General features: G+C 39.1%; 23 protein-coding genes. 3 read left to right on the forward strand and 20 right to left on the reverse strand.

All coding sequences use genetic code 11. The annotated features are described in order from the left end of the window. Positions 1 to 180 precede the first annotated feature (180 nt). The 9 genes from ccsB to Q5794_RS22370 all read right to left on the reverse strand — a co-directional run bounded on the left by ccsB (position 181) and on the right by Q5794_RS22370 (position 8,250). The gene (ccsB, locus tag Q5794_RS22330; protein WP_116514811.1) at positions 181 to 1,359 is read right to left on the reverse strand and encodes a c-type cytochrome biogenesis protein CcsB; all 1,179 of its coding nucleotides are present in this window, start codon (positions 1,357 to 1,359) and stop codon (positions 181 to 183) included. 11 nt (positions 1,360 to 1,370) lie between these two features. Continuing rightward, complete coding sequence (locus Q5794_RS22335; RefSeq protein WP_374988442.1) at positions 1,371 to 2,993, reverse strand: cytochrome c biogenesis protein ResB; 1,623 nt, start codon at positions 2,991 to 2,993, stop codon at positions 1,371 to 1,373. A gap of 12 nt (positions 2,994 to 3,005) precedes the next feature. After that, complete coding sequence (gene resA / locus Q5794_RS22340; protein ID WP_014458314.1) at positions 3,006 to 3,527, reverse strand: thiol-disulfide oxidoreductase ResA; 522 nt, start codon at positions 3,525 to 3,527, stop codon at positions 3,006 to 3,008. Between the two features lie 197 nt (positions 3,528 to 3,724). Then, entirely contained in the window at positions 3,725 to 4,450 is a 726-nt protein-coding gene (locus Q5794_RS22345; RefSeq protein WP_013059055.1) for a pseudouridine synthase, read from the reverse strand. Between the two features lie 86 nt (positions 4,451 to 4,536). Beyond that, entirely contained in the window at positions 4,537 to 5,070 is a 534-nt protein-coding gene (locus tag Q5794_RS22350) for a spore maturation protein (protein ID WP_013084923.1), read from the reverse strand. Further along, entirely contained in the window at positions 5,067 to 5,666 is a 600-nt protein-coding gene (locus Q5794_RS22355; RefSeq protein ID WP_013059057.1) for a nucleoside recognition domain-containing protein, read from the reverse strand. The genes Q5794_RS22350 and Q5794_RS22355 overlap by 4 nt, the downstream gene beginning before the upstream one ends. Next, on the reverse strand, positions 5,659 to 6,807 hold the full coding sequence (locus Q5794_RS22360) for a D-alanyl-D-alanine carboxypeptidase family protein (RefSeq protein WP_214984351.1): 1,149 nt from the start codon (positions 6,805 to 6,807) through the stop codon (positions 5,659 to 5,661). The genes Q5794_RS22355 and Q5794_RS22360 overlap by 8 nt, the downstream gene beginning before the upstream one ends. Before the next feature lie 118 nt (positions 6,808 to 6,925). Continuing rightward, positions 6,926 to 7,498, reverse strand: coding sequence for an SMC-Scp complex subunit ScpB (gene scpB, locus Q5794_RS22365; RefSeq protein ID WP_013059059.1), 573 nt, complete (start codon positions 7,496 to 7,498; stop codon positions 6,926 to 6,928). Continuing rightward, positions 7,495 to 8,250 (reverse strand): segregation/condensation protein A, encoded by a 756-nt coding sequence (locus tag Q5794_RS22370; RefSeq protein ID WP_013059060.1) that lies wholly within the window; start codon positions 8,248 to 8,250, stop codon positions 7,495 to 7,497. Before Q5794_RS22370 ends, scpB begins: the two co-directional genes overlap by 4 nt. Before the next feature lie 198 nt (positions 8,251 to 8,448). Here Q5794_RS22370 and Q5794_RS22375 point away from each other — a divergent pair, with 198 nt between their 5' ends. Beyond that, a complete protein-coding gene (locus Q5794_RS22375) occupies positions 8,449 to 8,547 on the forward strand; it encodes a YjcZ family sporulation protein (RefSeq protein ID WP_170836726.1) in 99 nt (32 codons plus the stop codon). Positions 8,548 to 8,679: 132 nt separating this feature from the next. Continuing rightward, a complete protein-coding gene (locus tag Q5794_RS22380; RefSeq protein ID WP_214984350.1) occupies positions 8,680 to 9,201 on the forward strand; it encodes a DUF309 domain-containing protein in 522 nt (173 codons plus the stop codon). Between the two features lie 75 nt (positions 9,202 to 9,276). Here Q5794_RS22380 and Q5794_RS22385 read toward each other — a convergent pair whose 3' ends face one another. Then, positions 9,277 to 9,630 carry a GNAT family N-acetyltransferase gene (locus Q5794_RS22385; RefSeq protein WP_013059063.1) on the reverse strand — a complete coding sequence of 118 codons (354 nt, stop codon included), beginning with the start codon at positions 9,628 to 9,630 and terminating at the stop codon, positions 9,277 to 9,279. Between the two features lie 244 nt (positions 9,631 to 9,874). Beyond that, positions 9,875 to 10,309 carry a peptidylprolyl isomerase gene (locus Q5794_RS22390; RefSeq protein WP_013059064.1) on the reverse strand — a complete coding sequence of 145 codons (435 nt, stop codon included), beginning with the start codon at positions 10,307 to 10,309 and terminating at the stop codon, positions 9,875 to 9,877. 387 nt (positions 10,310 to 10,696) lie between these two features. Here Q5794_RS22390 and Q5794_RS22395 point away from each other — a divergent pair, with 387 nt between their 5' ends. Continuing rightward, positions 10,697 to 11,572 (forward strand): DUF1002 domain-containing protein, encoded by an 876-nt coding sequence (locus Q5794_RS22395; RefSeq protein WP_013059065.1) that lies wholly within the window; start codon positions 10,697 to 10,699, stop codon positions 11,570 to 11,572. A 48-nt stretch (positions 11,573 to 11,620) separates the two neighbouring features. Here Q5794_RS22395 and lysA read toward each other — a convergent pair whose 3' ends face one another. The 9 genes from lysA to sigF form a co-directional block, all read right to left on the reverse strand. Further along, positions 11,621 to 12,940 carry a diaminopimelate decarboxylase gene (lysA, locus tag Q5794_RS22400; protein ID WP_013059066.1) on the reverse strand — a complete coding sequence of 440 codons (1,320 nt, stop codon included), beginning with the start codon at positions 12,938 to 12,940 and terminating at the stop codon, positions 11,621 to 11,623. A gap of 138 nt (positions 12,941 to 13,078) precedes the next feature. Beyond that, positions 13,079 to 14,560: a spore germination protein gene (locus tag Q5794_RS22405; RefSeq protein ID WP_075419563.1), complete on the reverse strand. Its 1,482-nt coding sequence runs from the start codon at positions 14,558 to 14,560 to the stop codon at positions 13,079 to 13,081. Then, the gene (locus tag Q5794_RS22410) at positions 14,553 to 15,119 is read right to left on the reverse strand and encodes a stage V sporulation protein AE (protein ID WP_057233562.1); all 567 of its coding nucleotides are present in this window, start codon (positions 15,117 to 15,119) and stop codon (positions 14,553 to 14,555) included. Before Q5794_RS22410 ends, Q5794_RS22405 begins: the two co-directional genes overlap by 8 nt. Before the next feature lie 6 nt (positions 15,120 to 15,125). After that, the gene (gene spoVAE, locus Q5794_RS22415; protein ID WP_013059069.1) at positions 15,126 to 15,476 is read right to left on the reverse strand and encodes a stage V sporulation protein AE; all 351 of its coding nucleotides are present in this window, start codon (positions 15,474 to 15,476) and stop codon (positions 15,126 to 15,128) included. After that, positions 15,464 to 16,495, reverse strand: coding sequence for a stage V sporulation protein AD (gene spoVAD, locus Q5794_RS22420; RefSeq protein WP_013084932.1), 1,032 nt, complete (start codon positions 16,493 to 16,495; stop codon positions 15,464 to 15,466). Before spoVAD ends, spoVAE begins: the two co-directional genes overlap by 13 nt. Before the next feature lie 13 nt (positions 16,496 to 16,508). Continuing rightward, positions 16,509 to 16,970 (reverse strand): stage V sporulation protein AC, encoded by a 462-nt coding sequence (gene spoVAC / locus Q5794_RS22425; protein WP_025750442.1) that lies wholly within the window; start codon positions 16,968 to 16,970, stop codon positions 16,509 to 16,511. Between the two features lie 18 nt (positions 16,971 to 16,988). Next, the gene (locus Q5794_RS22430) at positions 16,989 to 17,411 is read right to left on the reverse strand and encodes a stage V sporulation protein AB (protein WP_014458301.1); all 423 of its coding nucleotides are present in this window, start codon (positions 17,409 to 17,411) and stop codon (positions 16,989 to 16,991) included. Beyond that, positions 17,401 to 18,021: a stage V sporulation protein AA gene (locus Q5794_RS22435; RefSeq protein WP_075419564.1), complete on the reverse strand. Its 621-nt coding sequence runs from the start codon at positions 18,019 to 18,021 to the stop codon at positions 17,401 to 17,403. Before Q5794_RS22435 ends, Q5794_RS22430 begins: the two co-directional genes overlap by 11 nt. Positions 18,022 to 18,182: 161 nt before the next feature. Continuing rightward, complete coding sequence (gene sigF, locus Q5794_RS22440) at positions 18,183 to 18,944, reverse strand: RNA polymerase sporulation sigma factor SigF (RefSeq protein ID WP_013059074.1); 762 nt, start codon at positions 18,942 to 18,944, stop codon at positions 18,183 to 18,185. Between the last annotated feature and the right edge of the window lie 5 nt (positions 18,945 to 18,949).

Here is an 18,949-nt window from a genome sequence, read left to right on the forward strand (position 1 = left end):
TAAAGAAGCTAGTAGGGATCGCTTGTTCCACGGCTATAAGCACCTACATACATGAACCCTACGTTCACCATCTCAATGAAAAAATCCGAACGCATGAGATTCTCCATCAAGAATCTCATGCGTTCGGATCTTCCTTCAACTAAAATATCTTTGTTTCAGCCTCTATTCTATTTTTAAAGGTTACGCATATGAATGTAAACCTGCAATAATTAGGTTCACAGCCACTAAGTTGAACATAATGATGGCAAACCCGCCAACTGCCAGCCAAGCTGATTTTTCACCGTGCCACCCTTTAGACAGCCGAAGATGAAGAAAAGCGGCGTAAAATAAAAAGGTGATCAGCGCCCACACCTCTTTAGGGTCCCACCCCCAAAAGCGCGTCCAGGCCATCTGAGCCCAAATCATAGCGAAAATAAGTGCTCCTAGTGTAAAAATAGGAAATCCAATCGCCACTGCTCTGTAGCTTACTTCATCAAGCAAGTCGCTGTTTACCTGCTTCACAAGCGGCTGCAGCGCGGCTCCAATTCGCTTCCGTAAAATGAAACGAATCAGCCAATATAATACAAAGCCACCGCCTAACGACCAAATAACCGTATTTAATTTTTTAGCATTGATAATAGCCGGCATATCAATAAGCGGCTGTATATCGTTCCCGTCTGTCCACTCACTTTGATGCGGCCCCACTAGAGGAACCATATGATATACGACTTGCTCTTGTTCTCCACTTTTATTAATCCAATTAAATGATGACTCGTAGTGAGCCGCATTAAAAGCCAGCGTCACCGCTACAAACCCAAGCGTACTAATAAGCGTATACAGGATGAATTCCAGCCAAAATGCTTTTTTATTTCGCTTGGATTGGTCAATCGTTTTGATTAAATAAATCAATCCTGCAACAAAGCTAATGGAAAGCACGGCTTCACCCGTAGCAGCGGTTGTAACGTGAATATGCAGCCAATTCGTTTGGAGAGCCGGTATCAGCGGCGTAATTTCAGTTGGAAACATGCTTGCATAAGCAATGATCAAAAGAGCCACCGGCAATGCAAAAAGTCCAAGCATGCTAAGACGATAAATAAAATAAATAACAATAAATGCGCCAACAAGCATCATGCCAAAAAACGTCGTAAATTCAAATAAATTACTAACAGGAGCGTGGCCTGATGCAATCCACCTTGTAATAAAGTAGCCAATCTGTGCAATAAAGCCGATGATGGTAACCGCAATTCCAAACGTTGCCCACTTTGTTTTCTTTTGAGCTGCTCGCTTATCTCGAATAGCTCCTCCGAAAAAAAAGGTTGCAACTAAATAAGCAATAAACGCCACATACAGTAAATTACTACTTATACTCGCGTAATCCATGCTTTTTCCTCCTATTTTGTTTCTTTATCATTTTGGTCCTTCAGCTGTGTAAGGGATGTTGATTCTAATAAACCATTTAGTTCTTTTTTAAGCCCATACCAGTTTTTATTTGTATGTGCGGCCAACCATATCTCATTATTGACTTTTTGAATCCACATGCGGCGATGATTCCAATACATCCCTTGAATCACACCAATCATAAAGATGGCTCCGCCAATTCCTAAAAACCAAAGCGTATAGTCTCTGCGAACGGTTAATCCCGTTACATTTTTCGTTTCCACACCAGCAAAGGTCATTTTATAATCGTTATTTCCTAGCGGCTCCAAGTTCTCTCTAATTCCAACAAAAGCAACTTCCCCTTTTTTATGCTGAGGCGTAATCATTTTAAATACAAAAGCCGGATTGTTAGGCACTCTGGTCTTTGTATTTGGATTTCCTTCATCATCAAAGAAAAAGTCTGGAAAGTAACTCATGAGCTTGACTTTATATCCGTTTTTTAAATCATATGTTTCTTTTGGATTATGTAAATCTACTGTAAGTGAACCAACGTTTCTATTTGCATTTTTATCTGTTAAATGGAAAGACATAGAGCTAAACTCATTTAACTTGAAATCCACTTGGTACATGGCATATCCTTCAAACTTAAGCGGCTGATTCACACGGATCTCTGAATCTTTTATTTTCTTTAACTTTGGATCTGCTCCCGGTATAAGCTTTCCTTCGCGCTTATACAGACTAACATCCGCTTCATATTTTTTGGCTACTTTATTATTCCCTGCACGATCAATTGCTTCTTGAAACACGGCGCTTTCGCTATCTTTACCATACGTTTCAACAGTAAAACGATGGTTTTTCAAAAAATACTCTCCGTTCGTCCCAGGAATAACTTTTGTTTCACCTTCACGGATCCAAAGAACTTCATCTATATACATACCTGGTACAAATCTAAGCATAGCACCTAGTAAAAAGATAATGAGACCGATATGATTAATGTATGGACCCCATCTTGAGAAGCGTCCTTTTTCAGCCAGCAGATTGCCGTTTTCTTCACGAATAGAGTATCTTCTTTTTTTAAGCATGCTTTTTACATGTTCATAATCTTGATCCGTCCACGATGATGAAGTGCTATATAAACGCTGTCTTTTTAAGAAGTTTGGATGTTTTGTTACACTCTGCTTTTTTAGAGCTCGGTACAAAGGCACTACTCGATCTAAACTGCAAATGACTAACGACATTCCTAAAGCAGCAATTAAAAGCAAGTACCACCACGATTCGTAGAGATGATGAAAACCTAACTTATAATAAAGCTCTCCTGTCCATCCATATTCCTTTTGGTAATACTCATCTGCTGTCACATTAGGAGGTATATAAGCTTCTTGAGGATAAATGGTTCCGACTGCAGACGCAACAAGCGTCACAATAATGATCCAAATACCTACTTTTACAGAAGAGAAAAAGTTCCATATTTTATCGATAATTGTTTTATTGTACGTTTGCGATCGCCTTGCGCTTCCTTCATAACGCATATCTACTAATTTATCAGTTGTTTCTTCTGCAATCGGCTTACCACAGGCTTCACACAAAATCGTACCATGCGGGTTAACGTGTCCACATTCACATTTTACGTGTTTCATTGTCAACACTCCCTATGGTTTAATTTCTTCCATATATTCTTTTATTTTAGACTCTTCCAATCCTCCAATAAAACTGTCTACAATTTTTCCGTTTTTATCAATTAAAAATGTAGTCGGCAGAGGATCTATTCCGTATGCACCCAACACTTGTGAATCTTTATCCATTAAAATCGGAAAAGATAGCCCATATTGTTTAGCAAATTGCTCTACTGCTATATTCGTTTCTGCAACGTTAACAGCTAAAATTTCAACACCTTGCTTTTTATATGATGCATACTGCTTTTCCATAGCCGGCATCTCTTGTTTACAGGGCTTGCACCATGTTCCCCAAAAATTCAAAAAAACTCCTTTGCCTTTGTAATCTGATAGCTGATGAGTTTCTCCATTAACATCTCTTAATATAAAGTCAGGTGCCTTATCTCCTACTGATACCTTTTGTTTATCAGCAAAAAATTGAGCATAAAGGGTATATCCAACCGCGCACAGCAAAACTGCCAATATAACTGTTCGAATAATCAAGCGCTTTTTTTTCATGGCACGAACTCCTTTTAACCGCTTTCAATACGCTTTTTTCTACCATTATATCATTTTTGTGGTAGTGGCTTTCCAATAATATTTCGACGTTTCTGTGAAGTCTTCCTCTCATTCTACAAGTTCGACATTTTTTCAAAAAACCTTGCTTGTTTTTCTAATTCACGACATTTTTCATAAAAAAAACAGGTAAGTGAAAATTACTTACCTGTTTGAGACATTGAATATAATTGTTTAACTTCATGCGCTGTAAGCTCACGAGCTTCTCCTGCATTTAATCCGCGTAAATCTAAAGGTCCGTAGCGTTCACGTTTTAATTTTAATACAGAATGCCCAATTGCATCGAACATGCGACGTACTTGACGATTTTTCCCTTCATGAATCGTCAATTCCACAATCGCCGTCTGCTTGCTTTTATCAATAGAAAGAACTTTTGCACGAGCTGGTGCTGTTTTTCCGTCCTCTAGCATCACACCGCGCTGCAGCTGTCTGATTTTTTCACGACTTGGAATTCCTTTAATTTTAGCCACATACACTTTGTCCACTTCAAATTTAGGGTGCATTAGCTGATTAGCAAATTCACCGTCGTTTGTTAAAAGAAGTAAACCCGACGTATCATAGTCTAGACGTCCAATTGGATAAATTCTTTCTTCTACATGTGGAAAGAAGTCAACGACTGTTTTTCTTCCCTTGTCGTCGTTAGCAGCTGAAATTACGCCTCTTGGTTTGTATAACATAAAATAAACGGGCGCTTCGCTTTCTACCGGCACTTCGTCTACTTCAATTTTATCGTTAGGACCTACTTTCGTGCCCAATTCTCTTACAACTTTTCCATTTACTTTCACTCGGCCTTGGCCGATTAATTCTTCAGCCTTACGTCTTGATGCTACACCTGCGTGAGCAATCACTTTTTGTAATCGTTCCATTAACACTTCACCTCTTGTAACATCTTACTTGTTTACGAAGTAATACACAAGTCTATTTGCCACTCAGAGGTAGAATTTCCGATTTCTTACCGGCCAAATACAAGGATTACAATGACAACTGAGGCAATAATTCCTACCAAATCTGCCAGTAAACCAACCTTCAGCGCATCTCCCATTTTTTTAATGCCAACCGCTCCGAAATAAACCGTTAAAATATAAAATGTGGTATCTGTACTTCCCTGCATGGTCGATGCCAAACGACCGATAAAAGAATCAGGTCCGTATGTAGAAATTAGATCTGTCGTGATACCAAGAGCAGCCGTTCCAGATATCGGTTTGATGAGAGCTAAAGGTACAATTTCAGCCGGAACGCCGACTGCTTGCAGCATAGGTTTTAAAACAGATAAGAAAAAATCAAGGGCTCCTGAAGCTCGAAAAATAGAGATGCTCACTAACATGCCGACTAAGTAAGGAATGATAGAAAAAGCAATTTGTAATCCGTCTTTCCCTCCCTCTACAAACTTTTCATACGTAGGAATTTTTTTATAGGTTCCATAAAGTAAAATACATCCTACAATAAGAGGAATAAACATCAATGATACTTGATTAAGCATAGTCATTTTCGTTTTCCTCCTTTTCGTGTACGTCGATAATAAAAGAAGCGATCAATGATGATAGCTCCTATCGTAGCTACAACAGTTGCTAAAAGCGTAGTACCCACAATTTCAGTAGGATTAGCCGAGTTATACGTAATTCGAATTGCAATAACTGTGGTTGGTATAAGTGTTAAACTGGTTGTGTTAAGTGCTAAAAGTGTGATCATAGAACGGCTTGCTTCGTCTCTATCGCCGTTTAGCTTTTTAAGCTGCTCCATCGCTTTAATGCCAAGAGGAGTTGCTGCATTCCCGAGTCCAAACATATTCGCCATCATATTGGACAATATGTACCCCAAGGCCGGATGATCTTTTGGAACATCAGGAAAAAGTCTTGTAATAATGGGTCGAAACAATTTCGCTAACTTGTCGAGAAGCCCTGCACTTTGAGCAATATTCATCATCCCTAACCAAAAGACCAGCACGCTGATTAACCCTATGCTGATAGTCACTGCTTCGCCTGCTCCTTGAAAAATTGCTTTGTTTACATCACCAATTTTCCCATTTATAATCGCAAAAACAATTCCAATAATGGTCAGCAGCATCCAAATAATATTAACCATCTGTTTTGGCTCCAGACTGAATAAACATTAATCGCTTCACTCTATCAAAGAAACCTTTTTGCTGCTCGGCCTGCTTTTCGAAATAAATAGGAACACTGTCAATCGTCTCTCCACTTCTATAAATATCTAGCTTTCCTACCACATTTGGAACTTCCCCTGTTTCTTTCCACTGCTTTTTAGGCTGAATTAGCGTTGTTTTCACTTCTACAGAGCTTTGTTCTTTCTTTGTGAGCGGATAGACGACATTTCGTTTAATATACAGCTGATTTTTATAAAAAGAATCCTTTATATCTGCCAATTCGCCTTTTGCAGCTAAACTGGTCATATCATATTTATCAAATGCATTTTCATACATGGAAATGTGATCGTTCCAATCATTTGGGGCATTGATCGTTACGGCGATTAAATCCATTCCATCTTTTGTAGCAGTTGTCACAAGCGTTCGTTTTGCTAATTTTGTATACCCTGTTTTTCCGCCAGTACAGTATGCATATAGTGTTGTCAGCAGTTTATTTTTGTTTTTCCACACTCGATCCCATTTCTCTTCAGGATGCTTCATTCGATAGACTTTTGTTCCTGAAATCTCTCTGAAAATTTTATTATTCATTGCATAGCGCATTAGCAGCGCCATATCGTGCGCTGTTGAGCGATGATTTTCATGATCGTCTAATCCATGCGGATTTTGAAATGTTGTATTTGTCATGCCAATTTCTTCTGCTTTTTTATTCATCAAATAAACAAATCCATCTTCGCTTCCTCCAACGGCTTCTGCGATAGCTACAGCAGCATCATTACCTGAACGAAGCATTAAGCCATATACTAAATCTTTTAATTTTATTTTTTCACCTTCAACTAAATACACAGAAGAACCTTCAACACCAACTGCGCTGTGGCTAACGGTAACTGTTTTATTTATTTTGCCAGATTCAATCGCCAGTATTGCTGTCATAATTTTTGTAATGCTAGCAATTCGGCTAACTTGATCTGCATTTTTAGCATATAACACTCTCCCTGATTTCTGTTCCATCAAAATAGCACTACGAGCACTTACGCTCCCCGCTGCAGATGATGTGGAAGGCCAACCGCTGAGACATAGCAATACAATAAATAGATAGATGATACTTTTTTTGCTTCTTTTCATGTCATCCCCGTCCCTCTACCTGTTTGTACAAGTTTATGCTCGTCTTTTTTGGTTATGAATGAAAAGATTTGTCCATACAAAAAAGAACATAGAAAAAACTCTATGTTCTTTTACATTTTCACTTCATTTCTTGAAACGATTGGAAAAACAAATCTGCTTCTTGATCGGTTCCTTCTTGTAATAAATCTTCTGGAAGCGGCGGCAGCTCTTCGATACTTTTAAGGCCAAAATAGCCTAAAAACTCTTTTGTCGTTCCGTATAAGATGGCCCGACCTGCGCCTTCCGCTCGTCCCACTTCCTTTAATAAAACCTTTCCAATTAAAGTTTGAAGAGGTCTTTCCGTTTTCACTCCGCGAATCTCTTCGATTTCAGCTCTTGTAATTGGCTGCTTATACGCTACAATAGCTAACGTTTCAAGCGCTGCTTGTGATAATGATTGATTAGCGGGAGCTTCTACGAGCTTCTCAATATATGGTGCATACTCTTTTTTTGTGACAAGCTGATAGGCCCCTCCTATTTCAACAAGTGTAACTCCTCTGAACTTACACTCTTGCTCTAAGCTCTCCAAAGCACCTTGAATGTCTTCATGAGGCTTTTCTATAATCTCAGCTAACCGGCTAATGGATAGACCTTCATCACCAGAAACAAAAAGTAAGCTCTCAATAATAGCCTGTAGATTATTCGTTGTCATTCCTCTTCATTCCTTTCTCGATACGATACATAAAGCTCATCTAGATTGTGCTGCTGTTCCACAACGATTTCATTTTCTTTCATTAATTCCAGCACAGCTAAAAATGTTACAACAATATGATCACGCTCTTGATAAGGAAACAGCTGATAAAAACTTTTTTTCCCTTTAAAGGCTTTTAATTCATTCACAATTTCACTCATGCGCTTATCAATTGGAATGTCTTGCCTTGCTATTTTCGTCTGCATAGGCTTTTTGTTTTGCTTTCGTTTCATCAACTTTTGAAAAGCACTTAGCATATCATAAAGTGATATATCCAATCCTTCGTCCTGAGGCTGCGTACGTTCTTCTGCATTTATTTGCACATTACTTGGAGGTTTTGTATACACATGACTTTGGTCTTCTTCCAGTTTTTGAAGCTCTACCGCCGCTTCTTTAAACTTTCGATATTCAATTAAGCGCTGCATCAATTCTTCACGCGGATCTTCTTCATCGACCATTTCAATTTCATCCATATCTTCTTCATACGTAGGCAGAAGCATTTTACTTTTAATTTGAAGCAAAGTTGCTGCCATGACTAGATACTCACTGGCAACGTCTAGCTGAAGCTCATTCATTGTATGTATAAACATCATATATTGCTCAGTAATTGTCGCTACTGGGATATCGTAAATATCAATTTCAAATCGGTTAATCAAATGCAGAAGAAGATCTAAAGGTCCTTCAAACGCATCTACTTTTACACTATACTCCACTTTTATCTCACCAACACTTTTCAATTGCTTATCATTTCTGCTGCTTTATATAACGTTACTATCATTAGTATAGAGGATTATAGACACATGTCCAATACAAATTAACGTAAAAATAGGTCATTTGCCCATACAAAAAGTTTAAACATGCATATGATGTCAAGGTAATAAGGTTTTGAAATGGCTGAAGGAGGAACTCGCATGGGTGAAAAATCTTGTGGATACGGTAGCGGTTTCGCTTTAATTGTTGTACTGTTTATTTTATTAATTATTGTTGGTTGTTCTTGCTTACGCTTCTAACCACACATATTGAATAAAAACAAACGTGTTCGCCATACTTTGAGCACGTTTGTCTCTTTAAAGGCACCGCGCTGATGAATAGCTAATTTTTGTGATACACTACATATAGAGTCTTACCAGGAGGGAACAAGATTGTATTCACAAGCCTATATTGATTATTTAGTTCATTTTCATGGCGACCGGGATTACTTTGAATGTCATGAACTGCTAGAAGAACACTGGAAAAAAGACGAAAGAGGACACCGCAATATTATTTGGGTTGGCCTTATTCAAATTGCTGTTTCACTCTATCATCATCGACGCCAAAATTTCGCCGGAGCCCAAAGAACAATGCAAAAGGCGCTGGCAATTTTAACGAAGGAAGAAGAAAATATTGCACAGCTTGGACTTAATTATCCTTCACTGCTTAAACTTCTTCGCAAACAATTAGCTTTAATCGATACCTATCAGCCATATAAAAGTATTAACTTGCCCATTGAAGATCCAGCATTATTACGAGCTTGCAAACAAAGAAGCACTGATAAACAGCTTGTCTGGTTATCAGCTTCTAATCTGCAAAATGATGCGATTGTTCATCGCCACAGCACGCGAGATCGTTCAGATGTGATTGCGGAAAGACAAGCGAACTTATTGGCAAAACAAAACAACAGGTAGCTAGAAGCTACCTGTTGTTTTATGATGACTAAGATGTGAAAGAAACTTTTGCACCTCACCTAATCATGCTTTTCTTTATTCATCCGCCTGACACTTTTCATAAAACGGAGCGATGATTTCACTCGGCTTAATTTGTGCAGTCGTATACATTTCTTTAAGAGCTTTAATCATTTTTTTGCCAATGCCCTGTTGGCGGTGTGAAGGGTTTACACTGACGTGTTGGACCTCAATCAAACTTTTATCGAGCATGGAAATGCCAACAATCCCAATAATATCTTCTTCTTGCTTCCAAAGATACAGCTGCCAATGTTCGTTTTGCTCATATTCTTTCATCGTTTGTTGAAGTTTTTTTAAATCTTTTTCCGTAGGTACAAACGATAGAAGACCCATGGCAATTTTTTCATAGTTTCGTTTATAGCGAATAAGCATACGATTCTCCCTCGTCCTCAAACTTTCCTACAAATTAATGCGCTGCGTTTTTTACTGCTTTTATCATACAAAATTTATAAGTAAATAGCAATATTACACAAAAGCTTGTCCTATGTCATGCGTGTATGAGAAACCTAATCTATTACGCTTTTTGAGCTGTTGCGCGAAGAAAAAACGCCGTAACCCCCTGTAAAAGGTTGTTATGACGTTTTATCAGCTAATATCCATTTATAGCAGTATGCTCTTATTCTTCCCAGACTTTTACTTCTTTCATTACGTCGCCATTTTTCATTTTTAACACTGTATCAAGTCCTTCTGTTACTTTTCCAAATACAGTGTGAACACCATTCAAATGAGGCTGTGGCTCATGAACAAGAAAGAACTGACTGCCGCCTGTGTCTTTACCAGCATGTGCCATTGATAGAGAACCCGCTTCGTGTTTGTGAGGGTTTCCTTCTGTTTCACATTTAATTGAGTAGCCAGGGCCGCCAGCACCTGTACCAGTTGGGTCTCCTCCTTGAGAAACAAATCCAGGGATAACGCGGTGGAACGTTACGCCGTTGTAGAATCCTTCATTAGCTAACTTTTCAAAGTTTTCTACTGTTCCTGGTGCTTCGTTCGGAAATAAATCGATTAGAATTTTTTCGCCATTTTCCATTAAAATACTTGCTTTTTTCATATAAATGACCTCCAATATATGTATTAGTACCGCTATAGGCTCTGTTTTCCCTATCAAAGCGGCAAAACGTAAAAGTTGTAAGTGCCACCTAGAGTAGAACACTTACATTTATAAACTCACTCTATTCTACTACAACCAAGCACATGAATTCAATGAATGCACTTTTTCACTTTCTTCTCGTAGGGCTTAAATAAAAAATAGTAGTTGTGAGATGAAACTTTTTATAGTATCATCCGTCTAATACAGTGATAGAGATACATAGATTTCATTTCATATAGAAATCTACGCCTCTAGACTGATTTATGGGAAAATGATGAATTGACTCTGTTACTTCAGACCTGCTCGTATTATAATAGGGCAAGTATGGGATTAAAGGAGGAAAAAGGTTTGAAATTAACGATAAAAGCTATGATGGTGACATTAGGTCTTCTTCTATTCCTAACCGCACCCTTAAAAAGTTTTGCAGATGCTGCTCCGGGCGATGTTATTATTACATTAGGTCAGGACTTAACCAGCTCTCAGAAGCAACAGGTATTAAATGACCTTGATGCACCAAGCAATGCTCAAACAGTAACCGTGACAAACCAAGAAGAGCATGAATATTTAGGTGACTTTATTCCAAAGGCTACTATTGGATCTCGTGCTATTTCATCTTCTAGTATTACCCTTGGTTCAAAAGATTCTGGTTTAAGCGTATCAACTCAAAATATTAATGGTATTACAGACGACATGTATATTAATGCTTTGATGACCGCCGGCGTTAAAGATGCAAAAATCCAGATTACCGCTCCATTTGAAGTATCTGGTACAGCTGCTTTAACAGGTATTATGAAAGCATATGAAGTTCAAACAGATCAAAAAATCCCAGAAGAAGTAAAAAAAGCAGCCAACGAAGAGATGGTCCAGACATCTGAACTTGGTGAAAAAATCGGTAAAGAAAAAGCAGCGCAGTTTATGGCAACGATTAAAGAAGAAATTGCCAAAGAAAATCCTCAAACAAAGGACGATTTACGCACGTTAATTCAGCGAGTGGCTGATGATTTAGGTATTAAATTAACAGATTCAGAGCTTAATACACTTGTTGACTTTTTCAATCGTTTAAAAGATATGAACATCGATTGGAATCAAGTAAAAGACCAACTTTCCGCGACAAAGGAAAAAGTAACAACATTTCTTCAGTCAGAAGAAGGCCAATCATTTCTTGATAAATTAAAGCAATTCTTTGTTGATATTATTAATGCTATTAAATCGTTATTCTCATAAAAAAAGAGCCTCTTGAACAAGAGGCTCTTTTTTTACGTTAATCACTCGTTACTTTTTTACCGTCACTTTGTATTTCACGTCATTTTTTACAATGTCTTCATACGTTTCGCGTTTTACGACTAGCTGTGCTTCTCCATCTTCTACGAACACGACAGCTGGCTTTGGCAAACGGTTATAGTGACTTGCCATAGAATAACCGTATGCGCCTGTACAAAACATCGCTAATAAATCATCTGGGTTTGCTTTTGGGAGGTGTACATCCCACATCAGCATATCCCCCGATTCGCAGCACTTACCCGCGATTGATACGAGCTCATCACTCTCATCATTCATTCGATTAGCAATGACCGCTTCATATTTCGCTTGATACAGCGCAGGACGGATATTGTCGTTCATTCCTCCATCAATCGCTACATATTCACGTACATTAGGTACATGCTTACGAGAACCAATTGAATACAGAGTCGTTCCAGCATCTCCTACAAGAGAGCGGCCGGGCTCAATCCAAATTTCAGGGATTTCTACCTCTAACTGTTTGGACTGCTTTTTGACCTCTTCTATAATAACTTCCACATACTGCGAAACAGGAATAGGCTGATCTTCTTCCGTATAACGAATGCCAAAGCCGCCGCCTAAATTTAATACTTGCGGAACAAATTCTATACGTTGTTTCCATTCTTTCATTTTTGCAAAGAGCTTTTGAGTCGCCATAATAAATCCCGTTGTTTCAAAAATTTGCGATCCTATATGACAGTGAATACCTAAAAGTTCTAGCCCCTTGCTATTTTGCACAAGACGCACAGCCTCATCTGCTTGACCGTTTTGAAGATCAAACCCAAACTTCGAGTCTTCCTGTCCTGTCAAGATATAATCATGTGTATGAGCTTCAATTCCGGGTGTTAATCTGAGAAGAACAGGCATCTTTTTTTGATACTGCTCCGTTATTTCCTGAAGCAATGCAATTTCATAAAAATTATCAACTACAATGCATCCTACATCTTCTTTGATGGCCATTTCTAGTTCCGCCCGGCTTTTATTGTTCCCATGAAAATGAATCCGTTCTTTCGGAAAGTCAGCTGCTAAAGCCGTATACAGTTCTCCTCCAGAAACAACGTCTAACGAAAGACCTTCTTCATGAACGACTTGGACCATTGCAATTGTAGAAAAAGCTTTGCTTGCATAAGCGACCTGTGCTTTTACTCCATGCTTTTCAAATGTTTCTTTAAATCCTCTAGCACGCTGCCGAATTAAAGCCACGTCATATACGTAAAGGGGCGTTCCAAAATTTGACGCTAATTCAACCGTATCAACTCCACCAATTTCAAGATGACCCTGCTTATTTATGCGACTTGTTCCGTGTAAAAACATGTTTAGACCCCGTTCCTGTGTATAGTGTAAAAAAGACAGTTAACGGCAATTCGCTGCTAACTGTCTAAATATTTATTATTTTCCATATTTAAAACAAATCTATCACATCTTCATACAGGTTTCAACCACATATTTTGTTTAAGGTTTTGCAGGCTGGCGGTCTTTGTCCTGCGGATGCACAATACTAGGTCGCGGATTTGCTCCAGGAACCGGTGTGCGAATGAGAATCTGCCATAAAGCCTGCGGGTTGAATGGCAGAAACGGCCACAAATAAGGCGTATTCAATGATTTTAGTCGCGCCATGTAGAGAATGATACACGTTGTTGCAATAAGAAACCCTGGAGTATGAAAGGCTGCAACAAAAATTAAAAGAAACAATCGCAGCATTTTATTTGCCACTGCTAACTCATAGCTTGGCGTTGAAAAAGAACCAATGGACGCAATAGCTACATAAAGAATAACTTCCGGAACAAACAATCCTACATCAATGGCAATCTGTCCAATGAGTGCTGCAGCAATTAAACCCATAGCAGTAGCAAGCGGTGTCGGTGTATGAATGGCGGCCATCCTCAGGAACTCAACCCCTAGATCGGCTAAGAAAATCTGGATAACTGTCGGAATATTTGTTGCTTCGTTTGGCCCAATAAATTGCAATTTTGCCGGCAGCAGATCTGGCTCAAGTACAAATAACAACCATAGCGGTAATAAGAAAAGAGACGCAAGAATTCCTAAAAATCGTATCCAGCGTATAAAGGTACCTACAGAAGGAGACTGCCTGTATTCTTCCGCATGCTGCACGTGATGAAACAGCGTAGTTGGTGTAATAATAACGCTTGGTGACGTATCGGTAATAATAATGACATGCCCCTCTAGTACATGGGCTGCTGCTGTGTCAGGGCGTTCTGTATAGCGTACCATCGGAAAAGGGTTAATTCCTTGTTTGACTAAAAACTCTTCAATCGATTTGTCAGCCATAGGCAAACCATCTACATCGATAGCTTCCAGTTCATCTTTTATAAGTTTAACCAGTCCTGGGTCAGCTACCCCCTTTATGTACCCAATCGCTACGTCCAGTTTCGATCGTTCGCCTACCTTCATAATTTCAAAGCGAAATCTTCCGTCACGAATTCGTCTTCTTGTTAACGCTGTATTAATAATGATGTTTTCCGTGTATCCATCTCTTGCTCCGCGAATCACTTTCTCTGTATCCGCTTCTTCAGGGGATCTGCCAGGATATGTACGCACATCGACTTCAAAGCCAACTTCTTCACCGTCAATTAAAACGAATAGCAGTCCTGATAAAACCGAAACCATTCCATCATCCAGCGTCTTTAAAGGCTTTACTTGCTGATGAATAAGACGGTTTTCAACAATATCCTTTAGCTTTGCTCGTTCAACTTCATTATCATTAATTTGAACGAGCACTTTTGTAATTTCAATAATAAATGAACTATCGCACAGTCCTGTTACATAGTAAACATGAACTTCTCGATCCAAAATAAGTAGTTTACGCACGCCCACATCAAAGCTTGTGTTCATACTAGCGTTTTCTTTGAACCACTGATCGTTTTTTTGTACTTTTGAAAAAATAGCTGTTTTCTGCTCTGCTGGCTTACCCAAACGAACCGCTCCTTTCTAAAATAAGTCTTGCTGCTTTTTCTGTAATAGGACACCCCAGTTTAACATCATCCATCCTAGCCATTTTGCCGATATCCCCTATTCCTACAACTAAGGGAATATCGAGCTGATCCAAGCAGTAAACTGTATCTCCATTAATTCGTCCGACTTCTAACTCTTGAATTCCGCTTTTATCCACGCCGTAATGCGATATTTCCCCAAAACGATCAATGGTCACATCCACTCTTGTCCATTCGCTTTGATGAGTACGTGATGCCACGGCGATCACTCCAAGAACTTCTACTTGAGGATGCTTTGCTACGTGCAGCAAAGCAATTTCCCCTGGTCCTTCCTCTAAGAAACCGCTATCGTCGAACATCACAAAGACGGGATCATATGGTGCTTGAAGGATTAAATCTACCGTTTGACTACCTGTTAGCGTAGTAGGGTTTCCATATGATCTCGAAATGCACCTGCCACCAACCGATTTAGCTACATGCTCAATTGCTTTGCGTGCATATTCATCGCCATCGGTTACAATAATGATCCTTCTTTTTGTCATAATCTTTTATCCTTTCGGTTTAAAGATTAACGCGATAATAAAAGCAAATAAAATAGCTGCTGAAATTCCAGCCGAGGTAAGTTCAAAAATCCCAATCCCAATCCCGATAAATCCATGGTCATCCGCTTGCTTCATCGCTCCGTGCAGCAAAGAATGACCAAAGCTTGTAATTGGAACCGTCGCTCCGGCGCCAGCAAATTCAATTAGCTTATCATAAAGACCAAATCCATCTAAAATCGCTCCTGCAACTACAAACGAACTCATAACGTGCGCTGGAGTAAGCTTAGCAAGATCAAGCAGCAGCTGCCCAATAACGCAAATGATTCCTCCTACAGCAAAAGCTATTACATACTCCATTGATCATCCCCCTCCCCAATATGTTCTAAGACGACGCCATGAGCAATTGTTGGAATTGATTCTTTTTGCTGAATCATCGTTGGACTTAAAAGAGCTCCCGTTGCCACCATAAACACTTTCTTTAAGTTTCCTGATTTTAATTCATTTAAAATATGCCCATACGTGACAATAGCCGAGCAGCCGCAGCCGCTTCCTCCTGCAAATACATTTTGATCAGGGCGATATACCATTAATCCGCAATCATTATGATTGGTTGATATATCGTAGCCTTCGTCCTTGAGCAGCTGTTTTAAGATTGGACTTCCTACACCAGATAAATCTCCTGTTAATATAAGATCATACTCGCTTGGAGCAACGTTTAAGTCTTCCAAATGTCTTTGAATGGTATCTGCAGCAGCTGGTGCCATAGCAGAACCCATGTCGTTTGCATTTTTAATCCCGTAATCCATCACCCGACCAATCGTTGCAGACGTCAGACGCACAATACCTTTTTCCTTCGAGACAAGCGCTGCCCCTGCTCCCGTAATGGTTGCCGTTGCTGTATCTGGTTTTTGTCCTCCGTACTCGGTAGGGTTTCGAAATTGGCGTTCAGCCGTTGCGTTATGACTGCTCGCTGATGCAATAACACGATTAGCAAACCCTGCATCTACAAGAGCTGCTCCCGTTGCAAGCGTTTCCATTGATGTGGAGCAAGCGCCAAACATGCATAGAAATGGAATTTGGTTATGCCGGGCTACAAAATTAGCCGTTACGTTTTGATTTAATAAATCTCCAGCCAAAAACAAATCAACGTCTTCATAGGATAAATTTATTTTTTGCAAGCAGGAATCAATGGACTCCGTCATCAGCCTTCTTTCAGCCAACTCCCAGTTGTCTTCTTCACAGTGCAAATCTTTATGTGTAATATCAAATGTTTCTCCTAACGGTCCATCTGCTTCTTTTGGTCCTACAGCTGTTCCTGTGGCATTAATATAAATAGGATTTTCATAAACCCACGTTTGCTTTCCAGTTTTTCTCATAATCCCCCTCTTTTCATAGCAAATAAGTTTTAAAAAGGTAGCGAATGATTCCTACAACGTAAGCCGAAACCGTTCCAAATACAATGACGTTTCCAGCCAGTTTGAACATGTTCGTCGCAATTCCAAGAACAATCCCTTCACTTCGATGTTCAAGCGCTGCACTCGTCATGGAATTGGCAAAACCCGTAACAGGAACGGCTGAACCTGCACCTGCGAATTGACCAATACGATCGTATATCCCAAACCCGGTTAAGAGCGCAGATATTAAAATAAGGGTTGCAACGGTAGGATTACCTGCATTTTTTTCATTAAAGTCAAAAAATGCAATATAGAAATTTTGAATTGCCTGTCCTAATGTACAAATGATTCCCCCTACCAAAAAGGCTTTTAGGCAATTTGCCACATATGAAGGTTTAGGCTGAAATGGTTTAATGCTTTCTTGATAGTTATCTTTTAATTTTTGATTATTTGCCATGTTACATACATCCTTTTCTTATTGATTAACAAAATAAATCCAATGAAATAATGATCCGCATACTTTGCCTAGTACAATGGCCATTAACAATAAAATAAGCTTGCCTTCCATTCCTATTCGTTTCGTTAACGTCGGCAATACATTAAGCACTTCTGTTAACGCTGCTGCCAGCATCCCAATAAAAATACCGCTCGTTAGACCTATGATCATAATAAGCACCGCAGGAAACTGCCACGTGTATTGATGAAGACTGCACCACCCGCCTGTAACAGCACCACCCACCACTCCCCATTCATATGCTTGAATATATTTCATGGTTTTAGTCAGCTGCATCAAACGCGGAATAATGCCCAGCACCGTTAAAAATGCTACAAACCCAGCACCTGCAGCCAGTCCTCCCGCAAGTCCAATTACAATGGTCATCACAATGTTAATGATCATCAATTTTTTTCATACTTTCTTTATTCTCGTGCATAATGACGTATTGATCTAAGTCTTGCTGGTAATTAAACATTTCGACTTCGAGAGGACTAGGCTCTTCATTAATTCGTTTTCTAAAGACATGGTTGAAAAACAGAATCATTCCCAAGCCTAAACCGATAGAGTAAGGCACTTGAATCAGCAAAGGCTGCTTATCTCTCATACCGGTCAGCATATAGAACAATTTTTGATGTACTTGTCTCATACTCACATCTTCGTGAAAGTTCATAATTGCTAAAGCAGCTCCGATGAAGAGAAGAAACCAAACAGCTAGAAAAAACAAAAAGGAATACTGTTTCTTTTTATACACGACCTCTACAATCGTTTGAGCGGGTCCAATCGTCTGAATGTCTAAATGCGGATACTGAGAGGCAACTTTTTCAATTACCTTCATTAAATCAACAATGATAATATTTCGATCACTCATACTTACTTGATATACAACTAGCTTTTCAATTTGCCTTTGAACAGAATCTCCTGCTATAACCATTGCTAATTGTCCAATATTTACAGCCTCATCAGGTTTTACTTGAATACGATGCCTCATTTTAAGATAAAGAACGTTTTCCATTCATATCACACCTTACGATTCATTATCTCCCTGTACGTGTAGTATGGATTTTCTTAAATTTTCTAATTCACGTTTCTGGACAGACCATTAATTACCAAATAAAAAAAGCAATCCGTTTCACTATTCTTCTTTGAATAGCAAAACGGATTGCTTCTTAAGTATTACGTGTCATTCATATGCAGCTTCATTTGTTTTAAGATTTTCTTCTCAAGCCTCGATACCTGAACCTGGGAAATTCCTAGCCTTGCGGCCACTTCGGACTGAGTTTGATCTTTGTAATACCTCAAATAGACAATGAGCTTTTCACGCTCATCAAGTTCTTCAATTGCTTCTTTTAAGGCAATTTTATCAAACCACTTCGCTTCCGTATGATCAGCAATTTGGTCAAGAAGGGTAATTGGATCTCCATCATTTTCATAGACGGTCTCGTGAATAGACGAAGGAGCACGATTAGCTTCTTGAGCTAGCACTACTTCTTCAGGAGTGAGATCCAAATGTTCTGCAACCTCAGCGACTGTAGGGACGCGTCCAAGTAATTTGGAAAGCTCGTCTTTTGCTTTACGTATTTTATTGCTCATTTCTTTCAGAGAACGGCTAACCTTTACCGTGCCATCATCACGAATAAACCGCTGAATTTCACCAATAATCATTGGAACAGCATATGTTGAAAATTTAACATCATACGATAAGTCAAATTTATCAACGGACTTTAATAGCCCTATACATCCAATTTGAAATAAATCATCGGGCTCATAACCACGGTTAATAAAACGTTGAACAACCGACCAAACGAGCCGCATATTTTTTTGGACGATTGTATCTCGTGCAATTTGATCACCTTGCTGACTGCGCTTGATGAGGTCTTTAACTTCATGATCCTTTAAATACGGTTCGTTTTTATTTTTTTTGACCTCCACATCCATTGGCA

The organism is Priestia megaterium (assembly GCF_041941685.1).
Classification (GTDB): domain Bacteria; phylum Bacillota; class Bacilli; order Bacillales; family Bacillaceae_H; genus Priestia; species Priestia megaterium_C.

Coding starts and splice junctions, on each gene's coding strand:
- Q5794_RS22410 (WP_057233562.1), bottom strand. CDS start 15,119: ATGACAAAAAGAAGGATCATTATTGTAACCGATGGCGATGAATATGCA.
- sigF (WP_013059074.1), bottom strand. CDS start 18,944: ATGGATGTGGAGGTCAAAAAAAATAAAAACGAACCGTATTTAAAGGAT.
- Q5794_RS22385 (WP_013059063.1), bottom strand. CDS start 9,630: ATGCTTATTCGCTATAAACGAAACTATGAAAAAATTGCCATGGGTCTT.
- Q5794_RS22390 (WP_013059064.1), bottom strand. CDS start 10,309: ATGAAAAAAGCAAGTATTTTAATGGAAAATGGCGAAAAAATTCTAATC.
- spoVAC (WP_025750442.1), bottom strand. CDS start 16,970: ATGGCAAATAATCAAAAATTAAAAGATAACTATCAAGAAAGCATTAAA.
- Q5794_RS22375 (WP_170836726.1), top strand. CDS start 8,449: ATGGGTGAAAAATCTTGTGGATACGGTAGCGGTTTCGCTTTAATTGTT.
- Q5794_RS22360 (WP_214984351.1), bottom strand. CDS start 6,807: ATGAAAAGAAGCAAAAAAAGTATCATCTATCTATTTATTGTATTGCTA.
- spoVAD (WP_013084932.1), bottom strand. CDS start 16,495: ATGAGAAAAACTGGAAAGCAAACGTGGGTTTATGAAAATCCTATTTAT.
- Q5794_RS22430 (WP_014458301.1), bottom strand. CDS start 17,411: ATGATCATTAACATTGTGATGACCATTGTAATTGGACTTGCGGGAGGA.
- spoVAE (WP_013059069.1), bottom strand. CDS start 15,476: ATGGAGTATGTAATAGCTTTTGCTGTAGGAGGAATCATTTGCGTTATT.
- resA (WP_014458314.1), bottom strand. CDS start 3,527: ATGAAAAAAAAGCGCTTGATTATTCGAACAGTTATATTGGCAGTTTTG.
- Q5794_RS22335 (WP_374988442.1), bottom strand. CDS start 2,993: ATGAAACACGTAAAATGTGAATGTGGACACGTTAACCCGCATGGTACG.
- scpB (WP_013059059.1), bottom strand. CDS start 7,498: ATGACAACGAATAATCTACAGGCTATTATTGAGAGCTTACTTTTTGTT.
- Q5794_RS22355 (WP_013059057.1), bottom strand. CDS start 5,666: ATGGTTAATATTATTTGGATGCTGCTGACCATTATTGGAATTGTTTTT.
- Q5794_RS22350 (WP_013084923.1), bottom strand. CDS start 5,070: ATGACTATGCTTAATCAAGTATCATTGATGTTTATTCCTCTTATTGTA.
- lysA (WP_013059066.1), bottom strand. CDS start 12,940: ATGTTTTTACACGGAACAAGTCGCATAAATAAGCAGGGTCATCTTGAA.
- ccsB (WP_116514811.1), bottom strand. CDS start 1,359: ATGGATTACGCGAGTATAAGTAGTAATTTACTGTATGTGGCGTTTATT.
- Q5794_RS22435 (WP_075419564.1), bottom strand. CDS start 18,021: ATGGAAAACGTTCTTTATCTTAAAATGAGGCATCGTATTCAAGTAAAA.
- Q5794_RS22345 (WP_013059055.1), bottom strand. CDS start 4,450: ATGGAACGATTACAAAAAGTGATTGCTCACGCAGGTGTAGCATCAAGA.